Below are 19,514 nucleotides of genomic sequence, written 5' to 3'. Positions count from 1 at the left end.
GCGGTCGCCGGGGCCGCGAGCGCCCACGATTGCGGTCCGGAGCCTTCGCTCCGGACTTCCCCGTCGTCATCTTCGTCCAGGCCTTCGGCCTTCCCTTCAGATTCCCTCGGGCGCATCGACGGCGCTCGCGTCCCCGGCGACCGCGACGCCGTGCTGCGCGTGTCTTGGTATGGGGCGCTGCAAGACCTGTGGTCAGGGTAGGGGATTTGCGGGGTCGCCGACGAGCTGCCGCGCGGGCGGCGGCTCGCCGGCATTTGGGCGTCTGGACGTCGAGGCCGTGTGCGCTTGCGCGCTGGTCCGGACTGTCTTGCTAATGGCGCCCGCCGGGTGGGGGAGGTGGTGATGGGCGGCGCGGCGACGAGCGTCTTCAGCTTGTCGACCTGTACGCGCCGCCCATCCGGCACTGGATTTGAAATGACGAATAGTGGCGACTGCGCGCTTCCGGTGTTTTCCGGTGTCTGACACCCACTAGAAGTGCACTTGGTATGTAGCCTATCTCACGAGGGTGTCAGACACCGGAAGATGCGACACCGGAAGATGCGACACCGGAAGATGCGACACCGGAAGATGCGACACCGGAAGATGCGACACCCGAAGCTGCGTGCCCGTACGGACGCCAGCATCGACAAATACTCAGACACAGCGCATCCACACGCGAAGCGTCATAGCAACGACGCAAGACACCGCGTAAGCCCCCAAAGGCCGCCCGCGCGGCCGGCCGGGGGCGGGCCCCGCAAGACGCTCCAACACCCAACCAACGCAGGCAAGAACCTAAAGAACCCCACCCGTCCCAGCGCCGGCAAAGCTGAAACCACCCGAGCCCGGTGTGGCGTGGGCCTGGGGTGGGCGGGGCGTTTAGGTGCGCCCGGCGGAATCCGAAGGCAGCCGCCGGAGGCGGCAACGAGGATGAGCACGGGGCAGTCCGGAGCGAAGGCTCCGGACCGCAACCGGAGCCCCGCCCGCCCCAGGCCCACGCCGCGCCGGGCGTCAAAAGAACCCAGAACAGCCCCAGCCCAAAAAGAACCTAAGCCAATTCCCGCAACAACAATTCCCAGAACTTCAACCGTTGCTCCAACGTAGACACCAGAATGTATTCATTCAACGTATGCGCCCCATCCCCATCAGCCCCCAGCCCGTCCAGCGTGGGAATCCCCATCGCCGACGTGAAGTTCGCATCGCTGCCGCCACCGGTCATCGGCGCGTCCTCGAGCAGGAACCCCGCACGGTCCGCATAGCCCTGCACCAGTGCCAGCAAGGCGGCAGCGGCCTCGGTCTTGACCATTGGCGGACGGTTCAGCTCGACGTCGATGTCGAGTTCGACGTCCGGCCCCACCGCGCACAGCTCGCGCATCCGGCGCAGCACGTCCTGTGCAGCGCCCATGTCCGGCACGCGGAAATCCACCACGCAGCGGCACAGGGCCGGCACGGTGTTGGTCACGGTGCCGCCCGCGATGGTGCCCACGCTCACGGTGATGCCGCGTTCGTAGTCGGTCATGGCTTCCAGCGCCAGCACCTGGTGCGCCATCTCGCGGATCGCGCTGCGGCCCTTCTCGTGCTGCATGCCCGCGTGCGCCGGGCGGCCCTTCACGTTCAGGTTCAGCATCCCCGTGCCCTTGCGCGCCGTCACGCACTTGCCGCCGTTGGGGCGGGCCGGTTCGCAGACCAGGGCGTACTTCGCGTTGGCGGCGAAGCGTTCGATGTGCGCGCGGGACGCGTGGCTGCCGGTTTCTTCGTCGGGCACCACCAGGAAGTCCACCGGCAATTGCGTCGCGCCCGGACGCGCCACGCCGGCCAGGGCGGTCAGCGCCAGATAGATGCCCGCCTTCATGTCATAGCTGCCGGGGCCGTAGAGACGGTCGCCCTCGATGCGCACGGGATTTTCCAGCAGCGTCCCCACCGGATGCACGGTGTCCATGTGCGCCAGGATCAGGATGCCCGGGCGCGTATCGCCCGGCGCGCGGTTGGTCGCATACAGCAGCGGGCCCGTCGTGGGGCCCAGCGACGACAGCTCCACCGTCAGGCCGGCGGCGGCCGCATAGTCGGCGATGATGCGCGCCATCGCGGCGATGCCTTCCGGGAAGTTCGACGGCGATTCGCATTGCAGCCAGCCTTGGATGCCGGCGACGATCTGTTCAGTGCTCTGGGTAGTGGACATGGCGGTATCGGAGTTCAGCAACGGGAAAAAATCAGGCGACCTGCTGGCCGGCGAGACGTGCGAGTTCGGCGTCGTCCGGCATCTTGCCGTCGAACCACAGGCTGGCGCAGACGGCCGACATGGCGCGGCCGTCGTGGCCGATGCCGGGCACCACCTGCAACGTCCAGCCGAACGGCACGCCGCGGCGCTCCGCTTCCTGGCGGCCGAATTCGTAATAGTGCTGCGCGCGGGCAAAGCGGTGCGGACCCTGGCGCATCGCCGCGGGTTCGGACGGCAGATTGGGATCGTCCGTCGCAATGTCCTTGTCGCCCGCCAGGATGGTCATCGGATACGCCAGCAGCTTCACCAGGTGATCCTCGGTCAGGCCGACGCCGTCCATGCCTTCCGGGAACGGATAGTCGAAGGTCGGCAGCGTGTACCAGCCGGGGTTGCCGGCCGCCACCGCCTTGAACGGCGCGTGCGACTGGCTGCTCATCAGCCGGTGCACGAACTGGCCGCCCGCGCTGTGCCCGAACAGGTAGACGTTCTGGCCGTCGGTGATCTCGCCGGCGATCAGGTCCTTGATCACATTGCCCACCAGCGCATAGGTCCAGCCGTCGATGTGACGCGGATTGCCGCCGGCCGTGAACACCCGGCCATTGTTGTAGCTTTCGACGCCCGGCCAGATCTCGTTGGAGAACGTCAGCGCCACGATCAGCAGCTTGTGCTTGTCGGCGGCCTCGACCCAGAAATCGCGGTATTCGTCGCCATTGCGCAGCACGCCGTGCTGCACGATGACCACCGGGCGGTCCGGCGTATAGCCGTAGGGGCGGTAGGTCTGCAGCTTGAACGGACGGTCCGAATTGCGGTCCTCGTCCACGTACAGGATGGCGTTGCGGCCGGCATGGCCAAGCTCGATGGCGATGCGGTCGACGTTGGACATCTCGGAGGGTTTCATCAGGCGCTCGCTTCGTTCAGGTGGCAGGCCGACCAGTGGCCCGCCGAGATTTCTTTCAGGACCGGCGCCTGCTCGCGGCAGCGCGGCATGGCGTGGGGACATCGGGGGTTGAAAGTGCAGCCGGGCGGCGGGTTCAGCGGCGACGGGATCTCGCCCTTGATGGGCGTGAACTTGCGGCCGCGGCGCGCCACGTCGGGCACTTCAGCCATCAAGGCCTGAGTGTACGGGTGATTGGCCCGCGCGAAGATCTCGGCCGACGTGGAGATCTCCACGATCTTGCCCAGGTACATGATCGCGACGCGGTCGGAGATGTGCTTGACCACGCCCAGGTCATGGCTGATGAACAGGTACGTGAAGCCGTGCTGTTCGCGCAGGTCCATGAACAGGTTGATCACCTGCGCCTGGATCGACACATCCAGCGCCGCCACGGGTTCGTCGCAGACCAGGAACTTGGGCGCCACCATCAGCGCGCGGGCGATGCCGATGCGCTGGCGCTGGCCGCCCGAGATCTGGTGCGGGAAGCGGTCGCGGTACTCCGGGTCCAGGCCCACTTCCTTGAGCGCCTGGTCGATGCGGCCGGGAATCTCGGCCGGGGGCGCCAGCTTGTGGACCTTGAGCGACTCGCCCAGGATCTGGCGCAGGCGCTGGCGCGGGTTCAGCGAGGCCTGCGGGTCCTGGAAGATCATCTGCACGCCCAGCGTGTAGGCCAGCTTGTCCGCGCCGCGCAGGCGGTTCGCGTCCGCGCCCTGGTACAGCAGCTCGCCCTCGGTCTGGCGGTGCAGGCCGGCCACGACGCGGCCCAGCGTGGACTTGCCGCAACCGGACTCGCCCACCAGGCCCACGACTTCACCGCGCTGGATGGACAGGTCCACGCCATTGACCGCGTACACGGTGCGGCGGTCGATGGGGCGGCCGGTCAGGGCGAGGATGCGTTGGGCCAGGTCGGGCCGCTGCTCGAAGCGCTTGTGGACGTTCTTGAGCTCGATGACGGGGGTATCGGCTTGGCTCATTGCTTACTGTGCCTCGCGGGCTATCGGCACGTAACAGCGATAGCTGCGCGGACCTTCGGTGGTGACGGAGGGGGCTTGCTCGGTGCAGCGCGTGACCGCATGGGTACAGCGCGGCCGGAATGCACAGCCCGACGGACGGCCGGCCAGGCTGGGCGCCATGCCGTTGATCTGGTGCAGGCGCGCGCCGGGCTGCGTGGCGCCGGGCATGGAGTCCAGGAGGCCCCGGGTGTAGGGGTGGCGCGGCGCGTCCAGCACCTGTTCGACCGGACCGCTTTCGACGATACGCCCCGCGTACATGACCGCCACGCGGTCCGCCAGTTCGGCGACCACGCCCAGATCGTGGGTGATCCAGATCAGCGCGGTGTTGTGCTCGCGGCAGATCTGCTGCATGCGGTAGAGGATCTGGCCCTGGATGGTCACATCCAGCGCCGTGGTGGGCTCGTCACAGATGATCAGATCGGGCTTGTTCAGCATCGCGATGGCGATCGCCACACGCTGGCGCATGCCGCCCGAGAACTCGTGCGGATAGCTCTTCAGGCGCTTTTCCGGCGACGGAATGCCCACCATCGCCAGCGCCTCGCGGCAGCGCTCCTCGGCCTGGGCGCGCGGCACGTCCTCGTGCGTCAGGATCGCCTCCATCATCTGCTCGCCGATGCGCAGCACCGGGTTCAGCGTCATCAGCGGGTCCTGGAAGATCATGGCGATGCGGTTGCCGCGCAACTGGCGCATCTGCTCCTCGGACAGCTTGCGCAGGTCCGAGCCCTTGAACTTCACCTCGCCGTCCACGACTTCGCCCGGCGGGTCGATCAGACCCAGCAGCGAAAAGCCCGTAACGGATTTGCCGGAACCCGATTCGCCGACGAGACCCACGATCTCGCCGCGGCGCACGGTCAGGTCGACGCCGTCGACCGCCAGCCAGGCGCCGGCTTCGGTATGGAATGCGGTGCGCAGGCCGCGCACGTCAAGAAGAATGTCGCTCATGCTCGTCGGGGATCCAGGCTTTCGCGCAGGCGGTCGCCCACGATGTTGATGGAGAGAATGAGAACCAGGAGCGCAATGCCCGGGAACAGGCTGATCCAGTAGTCGCCCGACAGCAGGTACTGAAAGCCGTTGGAGATCAACAGGCCCAGCGACGGTTCGGTGATGGGCACTCCCACGCCCAGGAACGACAGCGTCGCTTCCAGCGCGATTGCCGTGGCGATCTGGATGGTGGCGAACACCATCACGGGGCCCAGGCAGTTGGGCAAGAGGTGAAACAGCATGATGCGCCAGGCCGGAAAGCCCAGGTTGGCGGCGGCTTCGACGTATTCCTTGCGGCGTTCCTGCAGCGCGCGGCTGCGCATGATGCGCGCGTAATGCCCCCACTGAACCAGCACCAGCGCCAGGATCACCTTGTCGACCCCGCGCCCCAGCACCACCAGCAGCACCAGCGCCACCAGAATGGTCGGAAAGCCCAGGATGAAGTCGACGATGCGCATCAGCACCGTGTCGACCCAGCCGCCCACATAGGCGGCCACCAGGCCGATCGCGCCGCCGATGGCCGTTGCCAGCACCACGGCGGACAGGCCCACCATCAGGCTGATGCGCAGGCCGTACAGAATGGCGCTGAGCATGTCGCGGCCCTGGTCGTCGGTGCCCAGCCACGCGATGCTGCCGTCCATCAACGCCTGGCGCGGCGCGAGGCGTCCGTCCATGATCGACAGGCCGGCAAGGTCGTACGGGTTCTGCGGCGCGAAGAAGGGCGCAAAGACCACCAGGATCACCAGGATGGCCAGCGCGATGACGGAGCCGCGCACCGTCGGGCGCGCGTGCAGTTTCTTGAGGATGGCGGCGCGCCGCGGCGTCTCGGCCAGGGGCTGGACGGTGCGGGTGCGGCCAGGATTCGGAGTATTTGCCATGGCGGTTTATTGAGCGGGGGCCACGAGCTGCACGCGCGGGTCGAGCGCGGCGTACAGGATGTCCACAACCAGATTGATGACGACGAAGATCAGCGTGACCAGCATCACGTAGGCGACGACGACGGGGCGGTCGAGCTGGTAGACGCTGTCGATCAGCAGCTTGCCCATGCCGGGCCACGCGAACACGGTCTCGGTGATGGTGGAATAGGCGATCAGCGTGCCGAACTCCATGCCGATCACCGTGATCACGGGGATCAGGATGTTGCGCAGGATGTGGCGGCGCACGATGCGGCCCGGCTTGACGCCCTTGGCGCGCGCGAACTTCACGTAGTCCTGACTGCGCGCTTCCACGACGCCCGAGGCCGTCATGCGCAGCACCAGCGCGATATTGGCCAGCGCCAGGTTGACGGCCGGCATGATCAGGTGCGACCAGCCGTCGGCGGTCAGGATGGACAGGCGCACGCCCAGCACGTCGACCGTGTCGCCGCGGCCCGTGGCCGGCAGCCAGCCCAGCCACACGGCGAACAGCAGGATCAGCATCATGCCCTGCCAGAAGTTCGGCAGCGAAAAGCCCAGCACGGACGAGGCCATGATGCCGCGGCCCAGGTACTCGTCGCGGTACAGGCCGGCGACCAGCCCCAGCGGAATGCCGATCACACAGGTCAGCAGGATGGCCACGACCACCAGTTCGAACGTGGCGGGGATGCGCTGCACGATCAGTTCGATCGCCGGAATGCCGTGCACGAAGGACGTGCCCAGGTCGCCGTGCAGCGCGCGCCACAGGAATCCGGTGTATTGCTGCCACACGGGCAGGTCCAGGCCCAGGCGGGCGATCATCGCCTCGCGCGCGGCCTGGCTGGCTTCGGGGCTGACCAGCAGCTCGATCGGGTCGCCCACGGCGTAGACCGCGAAAAAGACCACGACCGACACGGCCAGCAGCACGAACAGACTCTGTATCAGTCTGCGTAGGATGAACAAGGCCACGTGATGATTTCCTTGGTGGGCTCAGGGGTTGGGAAGGCCGCGCATCGAACGGGCGGCGGCGTTACTTGACGGGGCCGCGCAGTCTCACACGATGGGCTGCGCCAGGCGCACGACCGTGACGCCCGGCCGCAGGTTGGCGGTGGACGGCATGATCAGCACGCAGTTGTCATAGGGCGTGGTGACGGGCTCGCCTTCGGACCAGCCGATCACCGTGCCTGCCTCGCCCAGCGTCTCCAGGCCTTTCCAGGGCTGGGCGAAACGGAAGTCGGCGCTCTTGGCGGCGATGGCGTGGGTGACGCGCAGCGCGCGCTGCATGGGCGCGCCTGGCGCGAACCACGCGGCGGGTATGTCGCTGCGGTCGATGGCGCCGGCATGGACCAGAAAGCGCGCCATCTGGTCGACCGCCACGCCGCGCGCTTCGGGCGCGCCATGAAAGCCGCATTCGATCAGCAGGGACCGGGTGCCATTGTCGCCGGCCTCGCCGAAACGGCCGTAGTCGCGCATGCGCACGCCGGCGGCATGGCCGGCGTCGGCGATGATGGTGGCGGGATTGCCCAGGGCCAGCGCCAGGTCGATGTTGCGCTGTTCCAGGCCGGTCAGTTGCAGCGGCACGTCGGAATTGCTCATCGAATGGAAGTCCAGCAGCCAGTCCGCCTGCTCCACCCAGGGACGAAGCTCGGCCGCGCGGCGGCGCTCCTGGCTGGTGGGGACGGAAAGCTTTTCCTCGCTCCAGACGCGGTTCATGTCTTCGTCGACGAAGCGCGCCGGCGCATAGTTGCGGGCGTCGAACCGGTCGAAGGCGGCCAGGTTGCAGAAGGCCAGCGTCAACGTGCCGCGGCGCGGCCGCAGGCCCGCCGCCAGCAGGTCCTTCAGCGCCCAGGCGCCGCAGAGCTCATTGCCGTGGATCAGCGCGGTCAGCATCACCCGCTTGCCGGGGGCGCCGGAATCGAAGTGCCAGACGCCCGGGGTATCGGTGTTGCCCACGCGCTCCGCCGACAGGTCCGGACAGGCCAGAAGGAACGGACGAAGGCTGGATGGGGGAGAAGACGGAGGCAAAGACGTGGGCATGGCAATTCCGATGAAGCGGGAAGATTGTATAGGGGTTGCGGCCAGGGGCTGCGCGAAACCAGAGGGCGCGCTGCGCCACAAGGCAAAACGGCTGCGCGAGGCAGCCGTTTTTTCTTCACTCAGCCCTGCCTGCTCACTTCGCGTCGGGCTTGACCGAGGTGGCCAGGGTGTACTGGTCGCGGCGGCCTTCGTACGTAATGCCCTTGCGGAAGGCCCAGATGCTGCTTTCGAAGTGCAGCGGGATCAGCGGCACGTTGTCCAGGGCGATCTGGGTGGATTCCTGCAGCAGCTTTTCGCGCTTGGCGGGGTCGACCGTCACGATGGCCTGCTTGTAGACCTTGTCGAAATCGGCATTGGAGAAGCCGCCGTAGTTGCTGGTGCCCAGGCTCTTGGGCGAATCCAGCGAGGCAACCCACAGTTGGAACAGTGCCGAGGCTTCACCCGTTTCCGCCGGCCAGCCGCCCATCGAGAAGCTGAATTCGCGCTTGGCGCGCTTGGGGAAGTAGATGGAGGCCGTCATGGCGTCCACATTGGTCTTGATGCCGACGCGCGACAGGTACTGGGCCACGGCCTGGGCGACCTGGCCGTCGTTGACGTAGCGGTCGTTGGTGGACGACAGCGTCAGTTCAAAGCCGTTGGGGTAGCCGGCTTCGGCCAGCAGCTTCTTGGCGCCTTCCGGGTCGTACTTGATTTCCGGGGCCTTGGGCAGGGCGCCGAACATGCCGTCGGGCATGTATTGGAAGGCCGGGGTGGCCATGCCATCCATGATGCGGGCGGTGATGGTCTTGCGGTCGATGGCCATGTTGATGGCCTTGCGCACGCGCAGGTCCTGCAGCGGGTTCTTGCCGTCGGCGCTCTTGACGAACGGGCTCGGGTTGCGCGCCACGTCCGGCTGGAAGAACACCAGGCGGGTGGACGGCGTGGCCACGAAGCCGAACTTCGGGTTGTCCTTCAGGCGCGGCAGGTCACGGGCGGCGGGGTTCTCGATCATGTCGAAGTCGCCGGACAAGAGGCCCGTCAGGCGCGGACCGGCGGCGGGCACCGGCACGAATTTCACTTCCTTCCAGTGCGGCTTCTCGCCCCAGTAGTTTTCGTTGCGCACCAGCTCGATGCCGGTGCCCTTGACGTAGGACTTCATCAGGTACGGGCCGGTGCCGATGGCGTCCTTGCCGTTGTTGAAGTCCGCCACGGTGGGCCAGGCGCCCGTCACGCCGCAACCCTTCTTCGGGTCGAACGTCAGCTTGCCGTGCTCGACGATGCCGTTCCAGATGATCGGCAGCGAGCGGGCCAGTTCGGCCGGCATCAGGGGGAAGGGTTCGCCCGTCTTGATGATCACGGTGTGCGCATCCGGCGTCTGGACGTCGGTGATGCGCTTGGTCATGTCCATGTAGGACTGCGACACGTTGGTTTCGTTGTTCAGCGTGCGGCAGATCGTGAACAGCACGTCCTCGGACGTGAACGGCTTGCCGTTGGAGAACTTGACGTCGTCGCGCAGCTTGAATTCCCAGGTCTGGTCATCCAGGGTCTTCCAGGAGGTCGCGAGCTGGGGCACCAGCTTCATGTCGGCGCTGCGGCCCACCAGCGAGTTGTAGACGTGCGCGGAGAACGCGTCGTTCTGCGTCATCTTGTGGTAGTGGGGATCCGCCGAAGTGGGCTCGGCCGACAGGCCGATCTTCAGCGACTGGGCTTGGGCGGCTGCCAGGGGAATGGCGGCGGCCACAAGGGCCAGGGTGGTGCGCAACTTCATGGTGACAACTCCGGATGGGGAACGAACCGGATCGTGCTTGATGGCGTGTCGCGACCAGGGGACGGCAGTGTCGTCCAGCGGGCTCGCGGGGAATTCGTCGCCAGGCACGACGGCAAGGGGCCGATTATCGGTAGGGGCTTCGCGCGCTGTCAATGCGCAGCGGCGAACGAGGCGCTAGGGAAAACGCCGAGAAGGGGAGAGAGAGGGCGCCGCGCGGCCCCTCCTGGGGCCGTACGCGGCGCGATGGCGCCGGAGAGGGAGCGGGGGCGCCGAAGCGTTGCGACGGGCGCGTGCCGAGGGGCAGGCGGGCGGCGCAACGGCAGCGCGCCGGGCTGATTCGCGGGAGATCTGTCGCGAATCAGCCCGGCGCGGCTGTTGTTACCACTGCGATCCGGAGAAGCGCGAGCTGGCGGCGCGTGCCTTGTTCATCGATTCGTTCACTTCGTCGATGAACGCGAACACGGCGGCAACGGCTGCGATCACGGATTGGCCGGCCTTCTTCAGGCTGGTCAGCGGGTGGGAATTGGGTTGGTTTTCGAGGGCGCCGCGGAGCAGGTCGCGCTCCAGCGCGTCGGTCAGGCGGGCAGTGTTGTTCAAGGTCAGTTCGCTCATGGTTTGCTCCAGTCCGTTTCGTCTTGGGGTAAACCATTATAGGGATAACCCTAGAGCAAAAGCAATGCGCTTTTCAGGGAAAACCCTAGTATGTTGTAAAAATGTTTGTGCGACATGGACTTAGCCGCCGTTGCGCAGTGCGCGGGCCGCATCCGCCAGTTCGCTGGCGGTCAGGCCGATGGGGCCGATGCCCCGGGCGACGAGCGCATCGGCCGCCGCGCCGTGCAGCCAGACGGCGCCGTGGACGGCCTGGTCGAGCGGCAATTTCTGGGCGAGCAGCGAGCCCAGCATCCCGGCCAGCACGTCGCCGGTGCCGGCGGTGGCCAGCCCCGGATTGCCGCTGGTGTTCACACGCAATGTGCCGTCGGGGGCGCAAACCACCGTGCCGGCGCCCTTGAGCACCACCCAGGCCTGGTAGCGGCGGGCCAGTTCGCGGGCGGCGGCGGGGCGGTCGCGCTGAACCTCGGCCGTGGCGACCCCGAGCAGGCGGCCGGCTTCGGCGGGGTGGGGCGTCAAGACGACGGGCCCCGCGCCCCACGTCGGACGGATCTCGCCTTGGGCCAGCAGGTTCAGGCCGTCGGCGTCCAGCACCAGCGGATTTCCGCGCCGCAGCACGAACAATTCCGACAGGGCGTTCGCGGCGAGCGCGCCCGTGGCGATGCCGCAACCGGCGACCCAGGCGGTGACGCCCCAGTCTTCTTCGAGCAGGGAGCGGAAGTCGCGCAGCATCAATTCGGGCTGCATCGGGTCGCAGGGCAGGGGCGGGGTGTCCTGGACAAACCCGACCAGCACCTTGCCGGCCCCGGTCTTGAGGGCGGCGCGGGCGGCGAGCAGGGCGGCGCCCGTCATGCCCGGGCCGCCGCCCACCACGCCGACGGTGCCGAAGCTGCCCTTATGCGTGTCCTGGGCGCGCGGGGCGAACAGGGCGGGCAGCGCGGCGCGGTCAATGGGGGCGGCGGGGGTGTTCATGGGCTGAGGCTCCGGGAGGAATCGTCGTGGCGGGGGCGGCGTATCCACTATAGTGCGCAAAAACGCGGCTGCCGTGGGCGGTCCGCCGAACAACCAAGAGACGATCCGGAGCAGACAATGACCGACATCACGCTGGAACACTATTCAGCCTATGAATCCCTGAAGCTGCGCCGCCACCCCGGCGGCGTGCTGGAGCTCATCATGGGGAACAAGGGCGGCCTGCCGGGCAAGCTGTCCACGGCCGACGACAGGATGCACCGCGAGCTGGCCGATATCTGGCGCGACATCGACACCGATCCGGACACGCGGGTGGTGGTGATCCGGGGCGAGGGCAAGGGATTCTCGGGGGGCGGCGACCTGGAGCTGGTGCAGCAGATGGCGGACGACTTCGACGTGCGCACCCGCGTCTGGCGCGAGGCGCGCGACCTGGTCTACAACATCATCAACTGCAGCAAGCCCATCGTGTCCGCCATGCACGGCGCGGCGGTGGGGGCGGGGCTGGTGGCGGGCCTGCTGGCCGACATCTCGATCGCGGCGCGCGATGCCCGGATCATCGACGGCCATACCCGACTGGGCGTCACGGCGGGCGACCACGCCGCCATCGTCTGGCCGCTCCTGTGCGGCATGGCCAAGGCCAAGTACTACCTGATGCTGTGCGAAACGGTGTCCGGCGAGGAGGCCGAGCGCATCGGCCTGGTGTCCTTGTGCGTGGACGAGGCCGAACTGGTCGCCAAGGCGTTCGAGGTGGCCAACAAGCTGGCGGCGGGGTCCCAGACCGCCATCCGCTGGACCAAATATTCGCTGAACAACTGGCTGCGCATGGCCGGACCGACCTTCGATACGTCGCTGGCGCTGGAATTCATGGGCTTTGGCGGCCCGGACGTGCGCGAGGGCATCAATTCCCTGCGCGAACGCCGGGCGCCGAACTTCCGGCCCGATTCGCCGTTCTGACCCTATTTATTGAAGAATTTGGCGAACGCCGCCTGCGCCTCGTCGGTCTGCAGGCGGGCGCGGAACTGCTGGGCTTCGTAGTCCAGCGTTTCCTGGATGGCCTGGCGGTCCGCCCGCTTCATCATGGCCTTGGTGAGTCGCAGCGCGGCGGGGGGCTGGCTGGCCAGGTCGGCGGCGGTGGCCCGGGCGGCGTCCAGCGCCTGGCCCTTGGGCGTGACCGAGGTGGCCAGGCCGGCTTCCAGGGCGTCCTGCGCCGTGAACGCCTTGCCCTGCATCAGCCACTGCGCCGCCCGGCGGCCAGCCAGGCGCGGCATCAGCAGGCTGGATGCGCCCTCCGGGCACAAGCCCAGCGCGACAAACGGCATGCGCAGGGTGGCGCCTTCCCCAATGTGGACAAAATCGCAGTGCTGCAGCAGGGTGACGCCGATGCCGATGGCGTAGCCTTCGACCGCGGCGATGACCGGCACGTCGGCGGTGGTCAGCGCCCGCAGGAAGGTCAGCCCCGCGCTGTCGCCCGTCCCGCGTTCGGCCTGGAAGTCGCGCAGGTCGTTGCCCGCGGTGAAGTGTTCGCCGGCGCCGGTAAGGATGACCGCCGAGACCGCCACGTCCGCGCTTGCCAGCGAGATCTGCTCGGTCAGCGCGGCATAGGTGGCGGTGTCCAGGGCGTTGCGACGGTCCTGGCGGTCGATGACCAGCGTGAGGACGGCGCCCTCCCGCTGAACCTTCAGGCCGGCGCTCATGCGTGCGGCCCCGCCGCCAGGCGGGCTTTCGCCTCGGCGTATTCGCGCCGCAGGGTGTCGACGATGGTGCGGGTCGGTTCGACGCTGGCGATCCCGCCCACGCCCTGGCCCGCGCCCCAGATGTCCTTCCAGGGCTTGACGCGCGTGGACCCGAAATTGGACGCGCCGCTGTCCGGCGCGGGCAGGTTGGCGGGGTCCAGCCCGGCGGCGGCGATGCTGGCCTTCAGGTAGTTGCCCGGGATGCCCGTGAAGAAGGGCGTGTACAGGATGTCCGACGCGCTGGCCTCGACGATGGCGCTTTTGTAGCCTTCGCTGGCGTTGGCTTCCTCGCTGGCGATGAAGCGCGTGCCCATGTAGGCGAAGTCGGCGCCCATGGCCTGCGCGGCCAGGATGTGCGCGCCCGAGGTGATGGCCCCGGACAGGATCAGGGGGCCGTCGTAGAAGCGGCGCACCTCGGAGATCAGGGCGAAGGGGCTCAGGGTGCCGGCGTGGCCGCCCGCGCCCGCGCATACGAGGATCAGGCCGTCGACGCCCGCTTCCAGCGCCTTTTCGGCGTGGCGGATCGTCGTCACGTCATGGAAGACCTTGCCGCCCCAGTCGTGCACGCCCTTCACCAGGTCGCCGGGGGCGCGCAGGCTGGTGATGATGAGGGGCACCCGGTGGCTGGCGCACACGGCCAGGTCCTGTTCCAGCCGGTCGTTGGACTGGTGGATGATCTGGTTGACGGCGAACGGCGCGACGCGGTCGCCCGGGTTGGCTTCGCGGTGCGAAGCCAGGCCCGCCTGGACCTCGTCGAGCCAGTCGGTCAGCAACGTCTGCGGCCGCGCGTTCAGCGCCGGAAACGATCCGACGATGCCGCTCGTGCACTGGGCGATGACCAGCTTGGGGTTGGAGACGATGAACATCGGGGCGCTAATGACCGGCAGGGACATCTGGCCATACAAATCAGTCACGAGGGGATGGGGCATGGGCGTCGTCTCGTCGTAGTTTTTGGAGTATATTAATTACCTACCGACCGTCCGGTAATTAATTATTCTTTATTTAACGGCATGCGCGGAATGGCTGTCAATGGCGGTTCGCCAGAACCCCCCGGGCCCCGCGCCGCCCCTCCAAAGGCTGTCATGGCGATCACCGCCCCTCCCGCCCAGAAACGCGCCCGCGCCGGCCGGCCCCCCACGCTGGCCGCCCCGCGCGAACGCATCCTGGAAGAAGCCGCCAAATTGTTTGCCCGCAGCGGCTACGACGGCAGTTCGATCTCGGACCTGGCCGCCGCCCTCGGCGTGTCCAAGGCGGCCATCTATCACTATTACCCGACCAAGCAGGACATCTACGACGCCATCATTCTTGAGGTGTTGAACGGGCTGACCCAGACCGTCGGCCGCGACGTGGCCGGCGCCGAGGGTGGCGTGGCGCGCCTGCGCGCGTTCATGGTGGGCCACGCCCGGTATTTCGAGCAGCACCACGCCGAGTTCGTGACCATGCTGGTCGGGTATTCCGGCATGGCGCTGTCCGAACGCGAGGACGCCGCCCGACTGCGCGACAGCTACGAAAAGCGCCTGCGCGCGGTCATCGCCCAAGGCGTGGCCGAAGGCGCGTTCCGTGCGCAGGACGTGGCCGCCACGGGCCGCGCGGTGCTCTCGATGCTGAACTGGATGGTGCGCTGGTACAAGCCCGGCCAGGGCGACAGCGCCGAAACCATCGCCGCCGGCTACTTCGATCTGCTGGTGGGCGGCATGCGCGCCTGAACGCGCCGCCATACCGATCCTCGACCCGAATCCGCATACAACATAGTGAGACTTCCATCATGGCCCTCGATACCGAAACCCTGACTCTCCTGATCGACGCCGTGCGCCGCTTCGTGCACGAGCGCCTCATTCCCGCCGAAGACGAACTGGCCGCCAGCGGCCAGGTGCCGCCCGACATCGTCAATGAAATGCGCGACCTGGGCCTGTTCGGCCTGTCCATCTCGCCCGACTTCGGCGGCCTGGGCCTGACGATGGAAGAAGAGGTCCGCGTCGTGTTCGAACTGGGCCAGACCTCGCCCGCGTTCCGTTCGCTGGCCGGCACCAACATCGGCATCGGCTCGCAGGCCATCGTGCTGGCCGGGACCGACGAGCAGCGTGCCCGCTATCTGCCCAAGCTGGCGAGCGGCGAGCTGATCGGGTCGTTCGCCCTGACCGAGCCCGACGCCGGCTCCGACGCCATGTCGCTGCGCGTGTCCGCCGAGCGCGACGGGGATTTCTACGTGCTCAACGGCACCAAGCGCTACATCACCAACGCGCCCATCGCGGGCCTGTTCTCGGTCATGGCCCGCACCGCGCCCGAGCGCCGGGCCAATTCCATTTCGTGCTTCCTGGTCGAGGCCGGCACGCCGGGCCTGATCATCGGCAAGCCGGACAAGAAGATGGGCCAGGCCGGGGCGCTGACCAGCGACGTCGTGTTCGACAACTGCCGCGTGCCGGCCAGCGCCTTGCTGGGCGGGGAAGAGGGCAATGGCTTCCGCACGTCCATGCGCGTGCTGGACAAGGGTCGCCTGCATATTTCCGCGCTCTGCGTGGGGATCGCCGACCGCCTGCTGCGCGACGCGGTGAAGTACGCCACGGAACGCAAGCAGTTCGGCCAGCCCATCGCCGAATTCCAGCTCATCCAGGCGATGATCGCCGACAGCCAGGCCGAGCTCTACGCGGCCCGCTGCATGGTGCTGGACGCCGCCCGCATGCGCGACCGCGGCGAGAACACCACCATGCAGGCCGCCTGCTGCAAGCTTTTCTCCACGGAGATGGTGGGCCGCGTGGCAGACCGCGCCGTGCAGATCCACGGCGGCGCGGGCTACATGTCCGAGTACGCGGTCGAGCGCTTCTATCGCGATGTGCGCCTGTTCCGCATCTTCGAGGGCACGTCGCAGATCCAGCAACTGGTGATCGCGCGCGAGACCATCAAGGCCCATTCCTGATTTTCCGCCGGCCGCAAGCCGGCCAATGCGTTCGAAAGGCTAATATCCAGTCTGACGAATGCTGATCGGGAGGCGGCCCGCGCGGGCCGCCTTCTGGCATGACGGAATTCCAGTCTGGCCTGCGCAACGGCGCGGGCCGGAAGTTCTCATTTCCCTTCTAGCGAAAAGATTACAGATGTCGCAACGTCCCGCTCCCCTAACCGGCATACGTGTGCTGGATCTGACCCGTGTGCTGGCGGGTCCCTGGTGCACCCAGAACCTGGCCGATCTCGGCGCCGAGGTGATCAAGATCGAACGGCCCGGTTCGGGCGACGACACGCGGGCCTGGGGGCCTCCGTACCTCAAGGACGAAGCGGGCCGGGACACCACCGAGGCCGCCTATTACCTGTCGGCCAACCGCAACAAGATGTCGGTGGCGCTGGATATCGCGTCGCCGCGCGGCGCCGAGCTGGTGCGCGAACTGGCCTTGCAGAGCGACATCCTGGTCGAAAACTTCAAGGTCGGCGGCCTTTCCAAGTACGGCCTGGACTACGCCAGCCTGAAAGAGCTCAATCCGCGCCTCATCTATTGCTCGATCACCGGCTTCGGCCAGACGGGTCCCTACGCCAGCCGCCCCGGCTATGACTTCATGATCCAGGGCATGGGCGGCCTGATGAGCATCACCGGCGAGCGCGACGACCTGCCGGGCGGCGGCCCGCAGAAGGCGGGCGTGGCCGTGGCCGACCTGATGACCGGCATGTATTCCACCGTCGGCATCCTGGCGGCCCTGCACGAGCGTGCGCGCAGCGGCCTGGGCCAGCACATCGACATGGCCCTGCTGGATTGCCAGGTCGCCATGCTGGCCAACCAGAACCTGAACTTCATGACCTCCGGCGTGGCGCCGCGCCGTGCCGGCAACGCACACCAGAACCTGGTGCCCTACCAGGTGTTCGCGGCCAGCGACGGCCACCTCATCGTGGCCGTCGGCAACGACAGCCAGTTCCGCAACTACTGCGGCGCCATCGGCCTGCCCGAACTGTCCGCCGACCCGCGCTTTTCGACCAACCCGCAGCGCGTCAAGAACCGCGAGGAGCTCGTGCCGCTCCTGGCCGAACGCATGGCCACGGGCGAGCGCGACCATTGGCTGGCCGCGCTGGAGAAAGTGGGCGTGCCGGCCGGTCCGATCAACACGCTGGACCAGGTCTACGAAGATCCGCACGTGCTGGCCCGCAACATGAAGCGCGAGCTGCCGCACCCGGCGGCGGGCACCGTGCCCATGGCCGCCAGCCCGCTGAAGTTTTCCGGCAGCCCGGTCGAATACCGCCGCGCGCCGCCCATGCTGGGCGAGCACACCGAGCAGGTCCTGTCCGAAAAGCTGGGACTGTCGGCCGAAGAAATCCAGGCGCTGGCGCAGACCCGGAGCTGACGCGACCCCCGGGGCGGCATGGCGCCGCCCCGTCGCGCTGACCGCGCCAGGCGCACGATCCATTCCAATAGAGGCAGGAGAAAGTTGATGACGGAGATTCAAACCATCGGCGTCGTGGGCGCCGGGGCCATGGGGCGCGGCATCGCGCAGATCGCGGCGCAGGCCGGCCTGCGCGTGCGCCTGTACGACACCAGCGCCGACGCCATCGCGGCGGCGCGCGAATCCTTGCGCCAGACCTGGGAGAAGCTGGCCCAGAAGGGCAAGCTGTCCGCGGCTGACGCGCAGGCGGCGCTCGAGCGCGTGGAATCGGCCACCGCGCTGACCGACATGTCGGCCTGCCAGCTCGTGGTCGAGGCCATCGTCGAGCGGCTCGACGTCAAGCGCGACCTCTTCGCGGCGCTGGAAGGGGTGGTCTCCGAAGACTGCATCCTGGCTTCCAACACGTCGTCGCTGTCCATCACCGCCATCGCGGCCGCCTGCAAGCGGCCGCAGCGCGTGGCCGGCTATCACTTCTTCAACCCGGTCGCGCTGATGAAGGTGGTCGAGGTCATCGACGGCCTGCGCAGCGCGCCGGAAGTGGGCGATGCGCTGGCGGACCTGGCGCGCCGCATGGGCCACACGCCCGTGCGCGCCAAGGACATGCCCGGCTTCATCGTCAACCACGCCGGCCGCGGCATGAATACTGAAGGCCTGCGCGTGGCGCAGGAGGGCGTGGCCACCTTCGCCCAGGTCGACGCCGTCATGCGCGAGCAGGCCGGCTTTCGCATGGGGCCGTTCGAGCTGCTGGACCTGACCGCGCTCGACGTCTCGCATCCGGTGATGGAATCCATCTATCGCCAGTTCTTCGACGAGCCGCGTTTTCGGCCGTCGCCCATCACGACCGTCCGCCTGGCCGGCGGGCTGATCGGCCGCAAGGCCGGCGAGGGCTTCTACGTCTATGCCGACGGCCAGAAGCAGGTGCCGGCCGAAGCGCCTGTGCCGGCGCTGCCTGAAGGCCTGAAGGTCTGGGTCAGCCCCAAGCATGGCGAAGGCTACGCGCGCGCGTCCGCGCTGATCGAAAAGCTGGGCGGCACGCTGGTCACGGGCTCGACGCCGGACGCCGATGCGCTGATCATCGTCACGCCGTTCGGCGAAGACGTGTCCACCACGGTCTCCGCGCAGGGCCTGAACGCCGCCCGCACGGTCGGCCTGGACACGCTGTACGCCTTCGACGGCGCCAAGCGCCGCACGATCATGGTGTCGCCCGCCACCGAAGCCAAATGGCGCGACGCCGCGCATGCGCTGCTGGCCGCTGACGGGGTGCCGGTAACGGTGGCCGACGATTCGGCGGGCTTCATCGCGCAGCGCATCGTGGCGCACATCGTGAACATCGCCTGCGATATCGCGCAGCAGCAGATCGCCACGCCGCAAGACATCGACCTGGCCGTCACGCTGGGTCTGGGCTATCCGGTGGGTCCGCTGGCGTTGGGCGACAAGCTGGGCGCCGACCGCATCCTGGAGATCCTGAAGAGCATGCAGCGCGTGACGGGCGATCCCCGCTATCGTCCGAGCCTCTGGCTGCAGCGCCGCGTACAGCTCGGCATGTCGCTCTTGAAGTCGACGGCGGAGTAATTGTCTGACATCCGCTGACGGCGGAGACGGTGTCTGACACCCGCGGAGACGCTGCGCCAAGCCGGCGAGCATCTCCCCAGGGTGTCAGACACTGGCCATCGGCCACAAAAAAGCCCCTTGATGATTCAAGGGGCTTTTTTTGTGGCCTTGACCCGTCCTGGAATTGGTTGACACCTTTTTGAGAGAAAAAGGGAGAGTCAATTGGAATCAAGGATCAAGCGCACCCAGCGGGACTACAGCCTGGCTTTTAAACTGTCCGTTGTCGAGCAGGTGGAAAAAGGCGAGCTGACGTACAAAGAGGCTCAGCGCCGCTATGGAATCCAAGGTCGGTCGACGGTGCTGGTGTGGCTGCGCAAGCATGGTCGGCCGGGACTAAGCGGCTGGAGCCTGCCGACGGTCAGAGGAGTGGACATGGATCGTCAAGGCAAAGTGCTTACCCCCGAGCAGCGGATCAAGGAACTGGAGATTCAGCTC

18 protein-coding genes are annotated in these 19,514 nt (G+C 67.5%); 6 read left to right on the top strand and 12 right to left on the bottom strand.

The window, feature by feature from the left end; genetic code table 11:
- Window positions 1–1,024: 1,024 nt before the first annotated feature.
- The 10 genes from BMW75_RS10560 to BMW75_RS10515 form a co-directional block, all read right to left on the bottom strand.
- Entirely contained in the window at window positions 1,025–2,155 is a 1,131-nt protein-coding gene (locus BMW75_RS10560) for a M20 family metallopeptidase (RefSeq protein ID WP_076521913.1), read from the bottom strand.
- A 31-nt stretch (window positions 2,156–2,186) separates the two neighbouring features.
- Window positions 2,187–3,092: a prolyl oligopeptidase family serine peptidase gene (locus BMW75_RS10555; protein WP_076518593.1), complete on the bottom strand. Its 906-nt coding sequence runs from the start codon at window positions 3,090–3,092 to the stop codon at window positions 2,187–2,189.
- The gene (locus tag BMW75_RS10550) at window positions 3,092–4,102 is read right to left on the bottom strand and encodes an ABC transporter ATP-binding protein (protein ID WP_076518594.1); all 1,011 of its coding nucleotides are present in this window, start codon (window positions 4,100–4,102) and stop codon (window positions 3,092–3,094) included. Before BMW75_RS10550 ends, BMW75_RS10555 begins: the two co-directional genes overlap by 1 nt.
- Window positions 4,103–4,105: 3 nt before the next feature.
- A complete protein-coding gene (locus tag BMW75_RS10545; protein ID WP_092579161.1) occupies window positions 4,106–5,083 on the bottom strand; it encodes an ABC transporter ATP-binding protein in 978 nt (325 codons plus the stop codon).
- Entirely contained in the window at window positions 5,080–6,000 is a 921-nt protein-coding gene (locus BMW75_RS10540; RefSeq protein WP_076518596.1) for an ABC transporter permease, read from the bottom strand. Before BMW75_RS10540 ends, BMW75_RS10545 begins: the two co-directional genes overlap by 4 nt.
- Window positions 6,001–6,006: 6 nt before the next feature.
- On the bottom strand, window positions 6,007–6,984 hold the full coding sequence (locus BMW75_RS10535; RefSeq protein ID WP_092579159.1) for an ABC transporter permease: 978 nt from the start codon (window positions 6,982–6,984) through the stop codon (window positions 6,007–6,009).
- Between the two features lie 84 nt (window positions 6,985–7,068).
- A complete protein-coding gene (locus BMW75_RS10530) occupies window positions 7,069–8,052 on the bottom strand; it encodes a M14 family metallopeptidase (protein WP_092579157.1) in 984 nt (327 codons plus the stop codon).
- A gap of 133 nt (window positions 8,053–8,185) precedes the next feature.
- Complete coding sequence (locus tag BMW75_RS10525; protein WP_092579155.1) at window positions 8,186–9,799, bottom strand: ABC transporter substrate-binding protein; 1,614 nt, start codon at window positions 9,797–9,799, stop codon at window positions 8,186–8,188.
- A 378-nt stretch (window positions 9,800–10,177) separates the two neighbouring features.
- The gene (locus BMW75_RS10520; RefSeq protein WP_076518600.1) at window positions 10,178–10,411 is read right to left on the bottom strand and encodes a hypothetical protein; all 234 of its coding nucleotides are present in this window, start codon (window positions 10,409–10,411) and stop codon (window positions 10,178–10,180) included.
- A gap of 120 nt (window positions 10,412–10,531) precedes the next feature.
- Window positions 10,532–11,380 carry an NAD(P)H-hydrate dehydratase gene (locus tag BMW75_RS10515; RefSeq protein ID WP_092579153.1) on the bottom strand — a complete coding sequence of 283 codons (849 nt, stop codon included), beginning with the start codon at window positions 11,378–11,380 and terminating at the stop codon, window positions 10,532–10,534.
- Window positions 11,381–11,497: 117 nt separating this feature from the next.
- Between BMW75_RS10515 and BMW75_RS10510 the strand changes: the two genes are divergently transcribed.
- Complete coding sequence (locus tag BMW75_RS10510; protein ID WP_092579151.1) at window positions 11,498–12,331, top strand: enoyl-CoA hydratase/isomerase family protein; 834 nt, start codon at window positions 11,498–11,500, stop codon at window positions 12,329–12,331.
- 2 nt (window positions 12,332–12,333) lie between these two features.
- On the opposite strand, the gene BMW75_RS10505 is transcribed toward BMW75_RS10510, so the two are convergent.
- Both BMW75_RS10505 and BMW75_RS10500 read right to left on the bottom strand, forming a co-directional pair.
- The gene (locus tag BMW75_RS10505) at window positions 12,334–13,071 is read right to left on the bottom strand and encodes an enoyl-CoA hydratase-related protein (RefSeq protein ID WP_092579149.1); all 738 of its coding nucleotides are present in this window, start codon (window positions 13,069–13,071) and stop codon (window positions 12,334–12,336) included.
- The gene (locus BMW75_RS10500) at window positions 13,068–14,039 is read right to left on the bottom strand and encodes an NAD(P)H-dependent flavin oxidoreductase (protein WP_076518604.1); all 972 of its coding nucleotides are present in this window, start codon (window positions 14,037–14,039) and stop codon (window positions 13,068–13,070) included. The genes BMW75_RS10505 and BMW75_RS10500 overlap by 4 nt, the downstream gene beginning before the upstream one ends.
- 153 nt (window positions 14,040–14,192) lie before the next feature.
- Here BMW75_RS10500 and BMW75_RS10495 point away from each other — a divergent pair, with 153 nt between their 5' ends.
- The 5 genes from BMW75_RS10495 to BMW75_RS29685 form a co-directional block, all read left to right on the top strand.
- Window positions 14,193–14,816, top strand: a complete 624-nt coding sequence (locus tag BMW75_RS10495) for a TetR/AcrR family transcriptional regulator (RefSeq protein WP_076518605.1) — start codon at window positions 14,193–14,195, stop codon at window positions 14,814–14,816.
- 59 nt (window positions 14,817–14,875) lie between these two features.
- On the top strand, window positions 14,876–16,024 hold the full coding sequence (locus BMW75_RS10490) for an acyl-CoA dehydrogenase family protein (RefSeq protein ID WP_092579147.1): 1,149 nt from the start codon (window positions 14,876–14,878) through the stop codon (window positions 16,022–16,024).
- Between the two features lie 175 nt (window positions 16,025–16,199).
- Entirely contained in the window at window positions 16,200–17,429 is a 1,230-nt protein-coding gene (locus BMW75_RS10485; RefSeq protein ID WP_076518607.1) for a CaiB/BaiF CoA transferase family protein, read from the top strand.
- An 87-nt stretch (window positions 17,430–17,516) separates the two neighbouring features.
- Window positions 17,517–19,040: a 3-hydroxyacyl-CoA dehydrogenase gene (locus tag BMW75_RS10480; RefSeq protein ID WP_092579145.1), complete on the top strand. Its 1,524-nt coding sequence runs from the start codon at window positions 17,517–17,519 to the stop codon at window positions 19,038–19,040.
- Between the two features lie 201 nt (window positions 19,041–19,241).
- Window positions 19,242–19,514: helix-turn-helix domain-containing protein (locus BMW75_RS29685; protein ID WP_254791987.1), on the top strand; the 273-nt coding region annotated here is incomplete at its 3' end.

The organism is Achromobacter sp. NFACC18-2 (genome assembly GCF_900108985.1).
In the GTDB taxonomy this organism is placed as follows: Bacteria; Pseudomonadota; Gammaproteobacteria; order Burkholderiales; family Burkholderiaceae_B; genus Achromobacter.
This window is presented reverse-complemented; position numbering and strand designations above follow the sequence as displayed.

Coding starts and splice junctions, on each gene's coding strand:
- BMW75_RS10540 (WP_076518596.1), bottom strand. CDS start 6,000: ATGGCAAATACTCCGAATCCTGGCCGCACCCGCACCGTCCAGCCCCTG.
- BMW75_RS10480 (WP_092579145.1), top strand. CDS start 17,517: ATGACGGAGATTCAAACCATCGGCGTCGTGGGCGCCGGGGCCATGGGG.
- BMW75_RS10550 (WP_076518594.1), bottom strand. CDS start 4,102: ATGAGCCAAGCCGATACCCCCGTCATCGAGCTCAAGAACGTCCACAAG.
- BMW75_RS10560 (WP_076521913.1), bottom strand. CDS start 2,155: ATGTCCACTACCCAGAGCACTGAACAGATCGTCGCCGGCATCCAAGGC.
- BMW75_RS10505 (WP_092579149.1), bottom strand. CDS start 13,071: ATGAGCGCCGGCCTGAAGGTTCAGCGGGAGGGCGCCGTCCTCACGCTG.
- BMW75_RS10495 (WP_076518605.1), top strand. CDS start 14,193: ATGGCGATCACCGCCCCTCCCGCCCAGAAACGCGCCCGCGCCGGCCGG.
- BMW75_RS10520 (WP_076518600.1), bottom strand. CDS start 10,411: ATGAGCGAACTGACCTTGAACAACACTGCCCGCCTGACCGACGCGCTG.
- BMW75_RS10525 (WP_092579155.1), bottom strand. CDS start 9,799: ATGAAGTTGCGCACCACCCTGGCCCTTGTGGCCGCCGCCATTCCCCTG.
- BMW75_RS10530 (WP_092579157.1), bottom strand. CDS start 8,052: ATGCCCACGTCTTTGCCTCCGTCTTCTCCCCCATCCAGCCTTCGTCCG.
- BMW75_RS10545 (WP_092579161.1), bottom strand. CDS start 5,083: ATGAGCGACATTCTTCTTGACGTGCGCGGCCTGCGCACCGCATTCCAT.
- BMW75_RS10510 (WP_092579151.1), top strand. CDS start 11,498: ATGACCGACATCACGCTGGAACACTATTCAGCCTATGAATCCCTGAAG.
- BMW75_RS10515 (WP_092579153.1), bottom strand. CDS start 11,380: ATGAACACCCCCGCCGCCCCCATTGACCGCGCCGCGCTGCCCGCCCTG.
- BMW75_RS10555 (WP_076518593.1), bottom strand. CDS start 3,092: ATGAAACCCTCCGAGATGTCCAACGTCGACCGCATCGCCATCGAGCTT.
- BMW75_RS10490 (WP_092579147.1), top strand. CDS start 14,876: ATGGCCCTCGATACCGAAACCCTGACTCTCCTGATCGACGCCGTGCGC.
- BMW75_RS10500 (WP_076518604.1), bottom strand. CDS start 14,039: ATGCCCCATCCCCTCGTGACTGATTTGTATGGCCAGATGTCCCTGCCG.
- BMW75_RS10485 (WP_076518607.1), top strand. CDS start 16,200: ATGTCGCAACGTCCCGCTCCCCTAACCGGCATACGTGTGCTGGATCTG.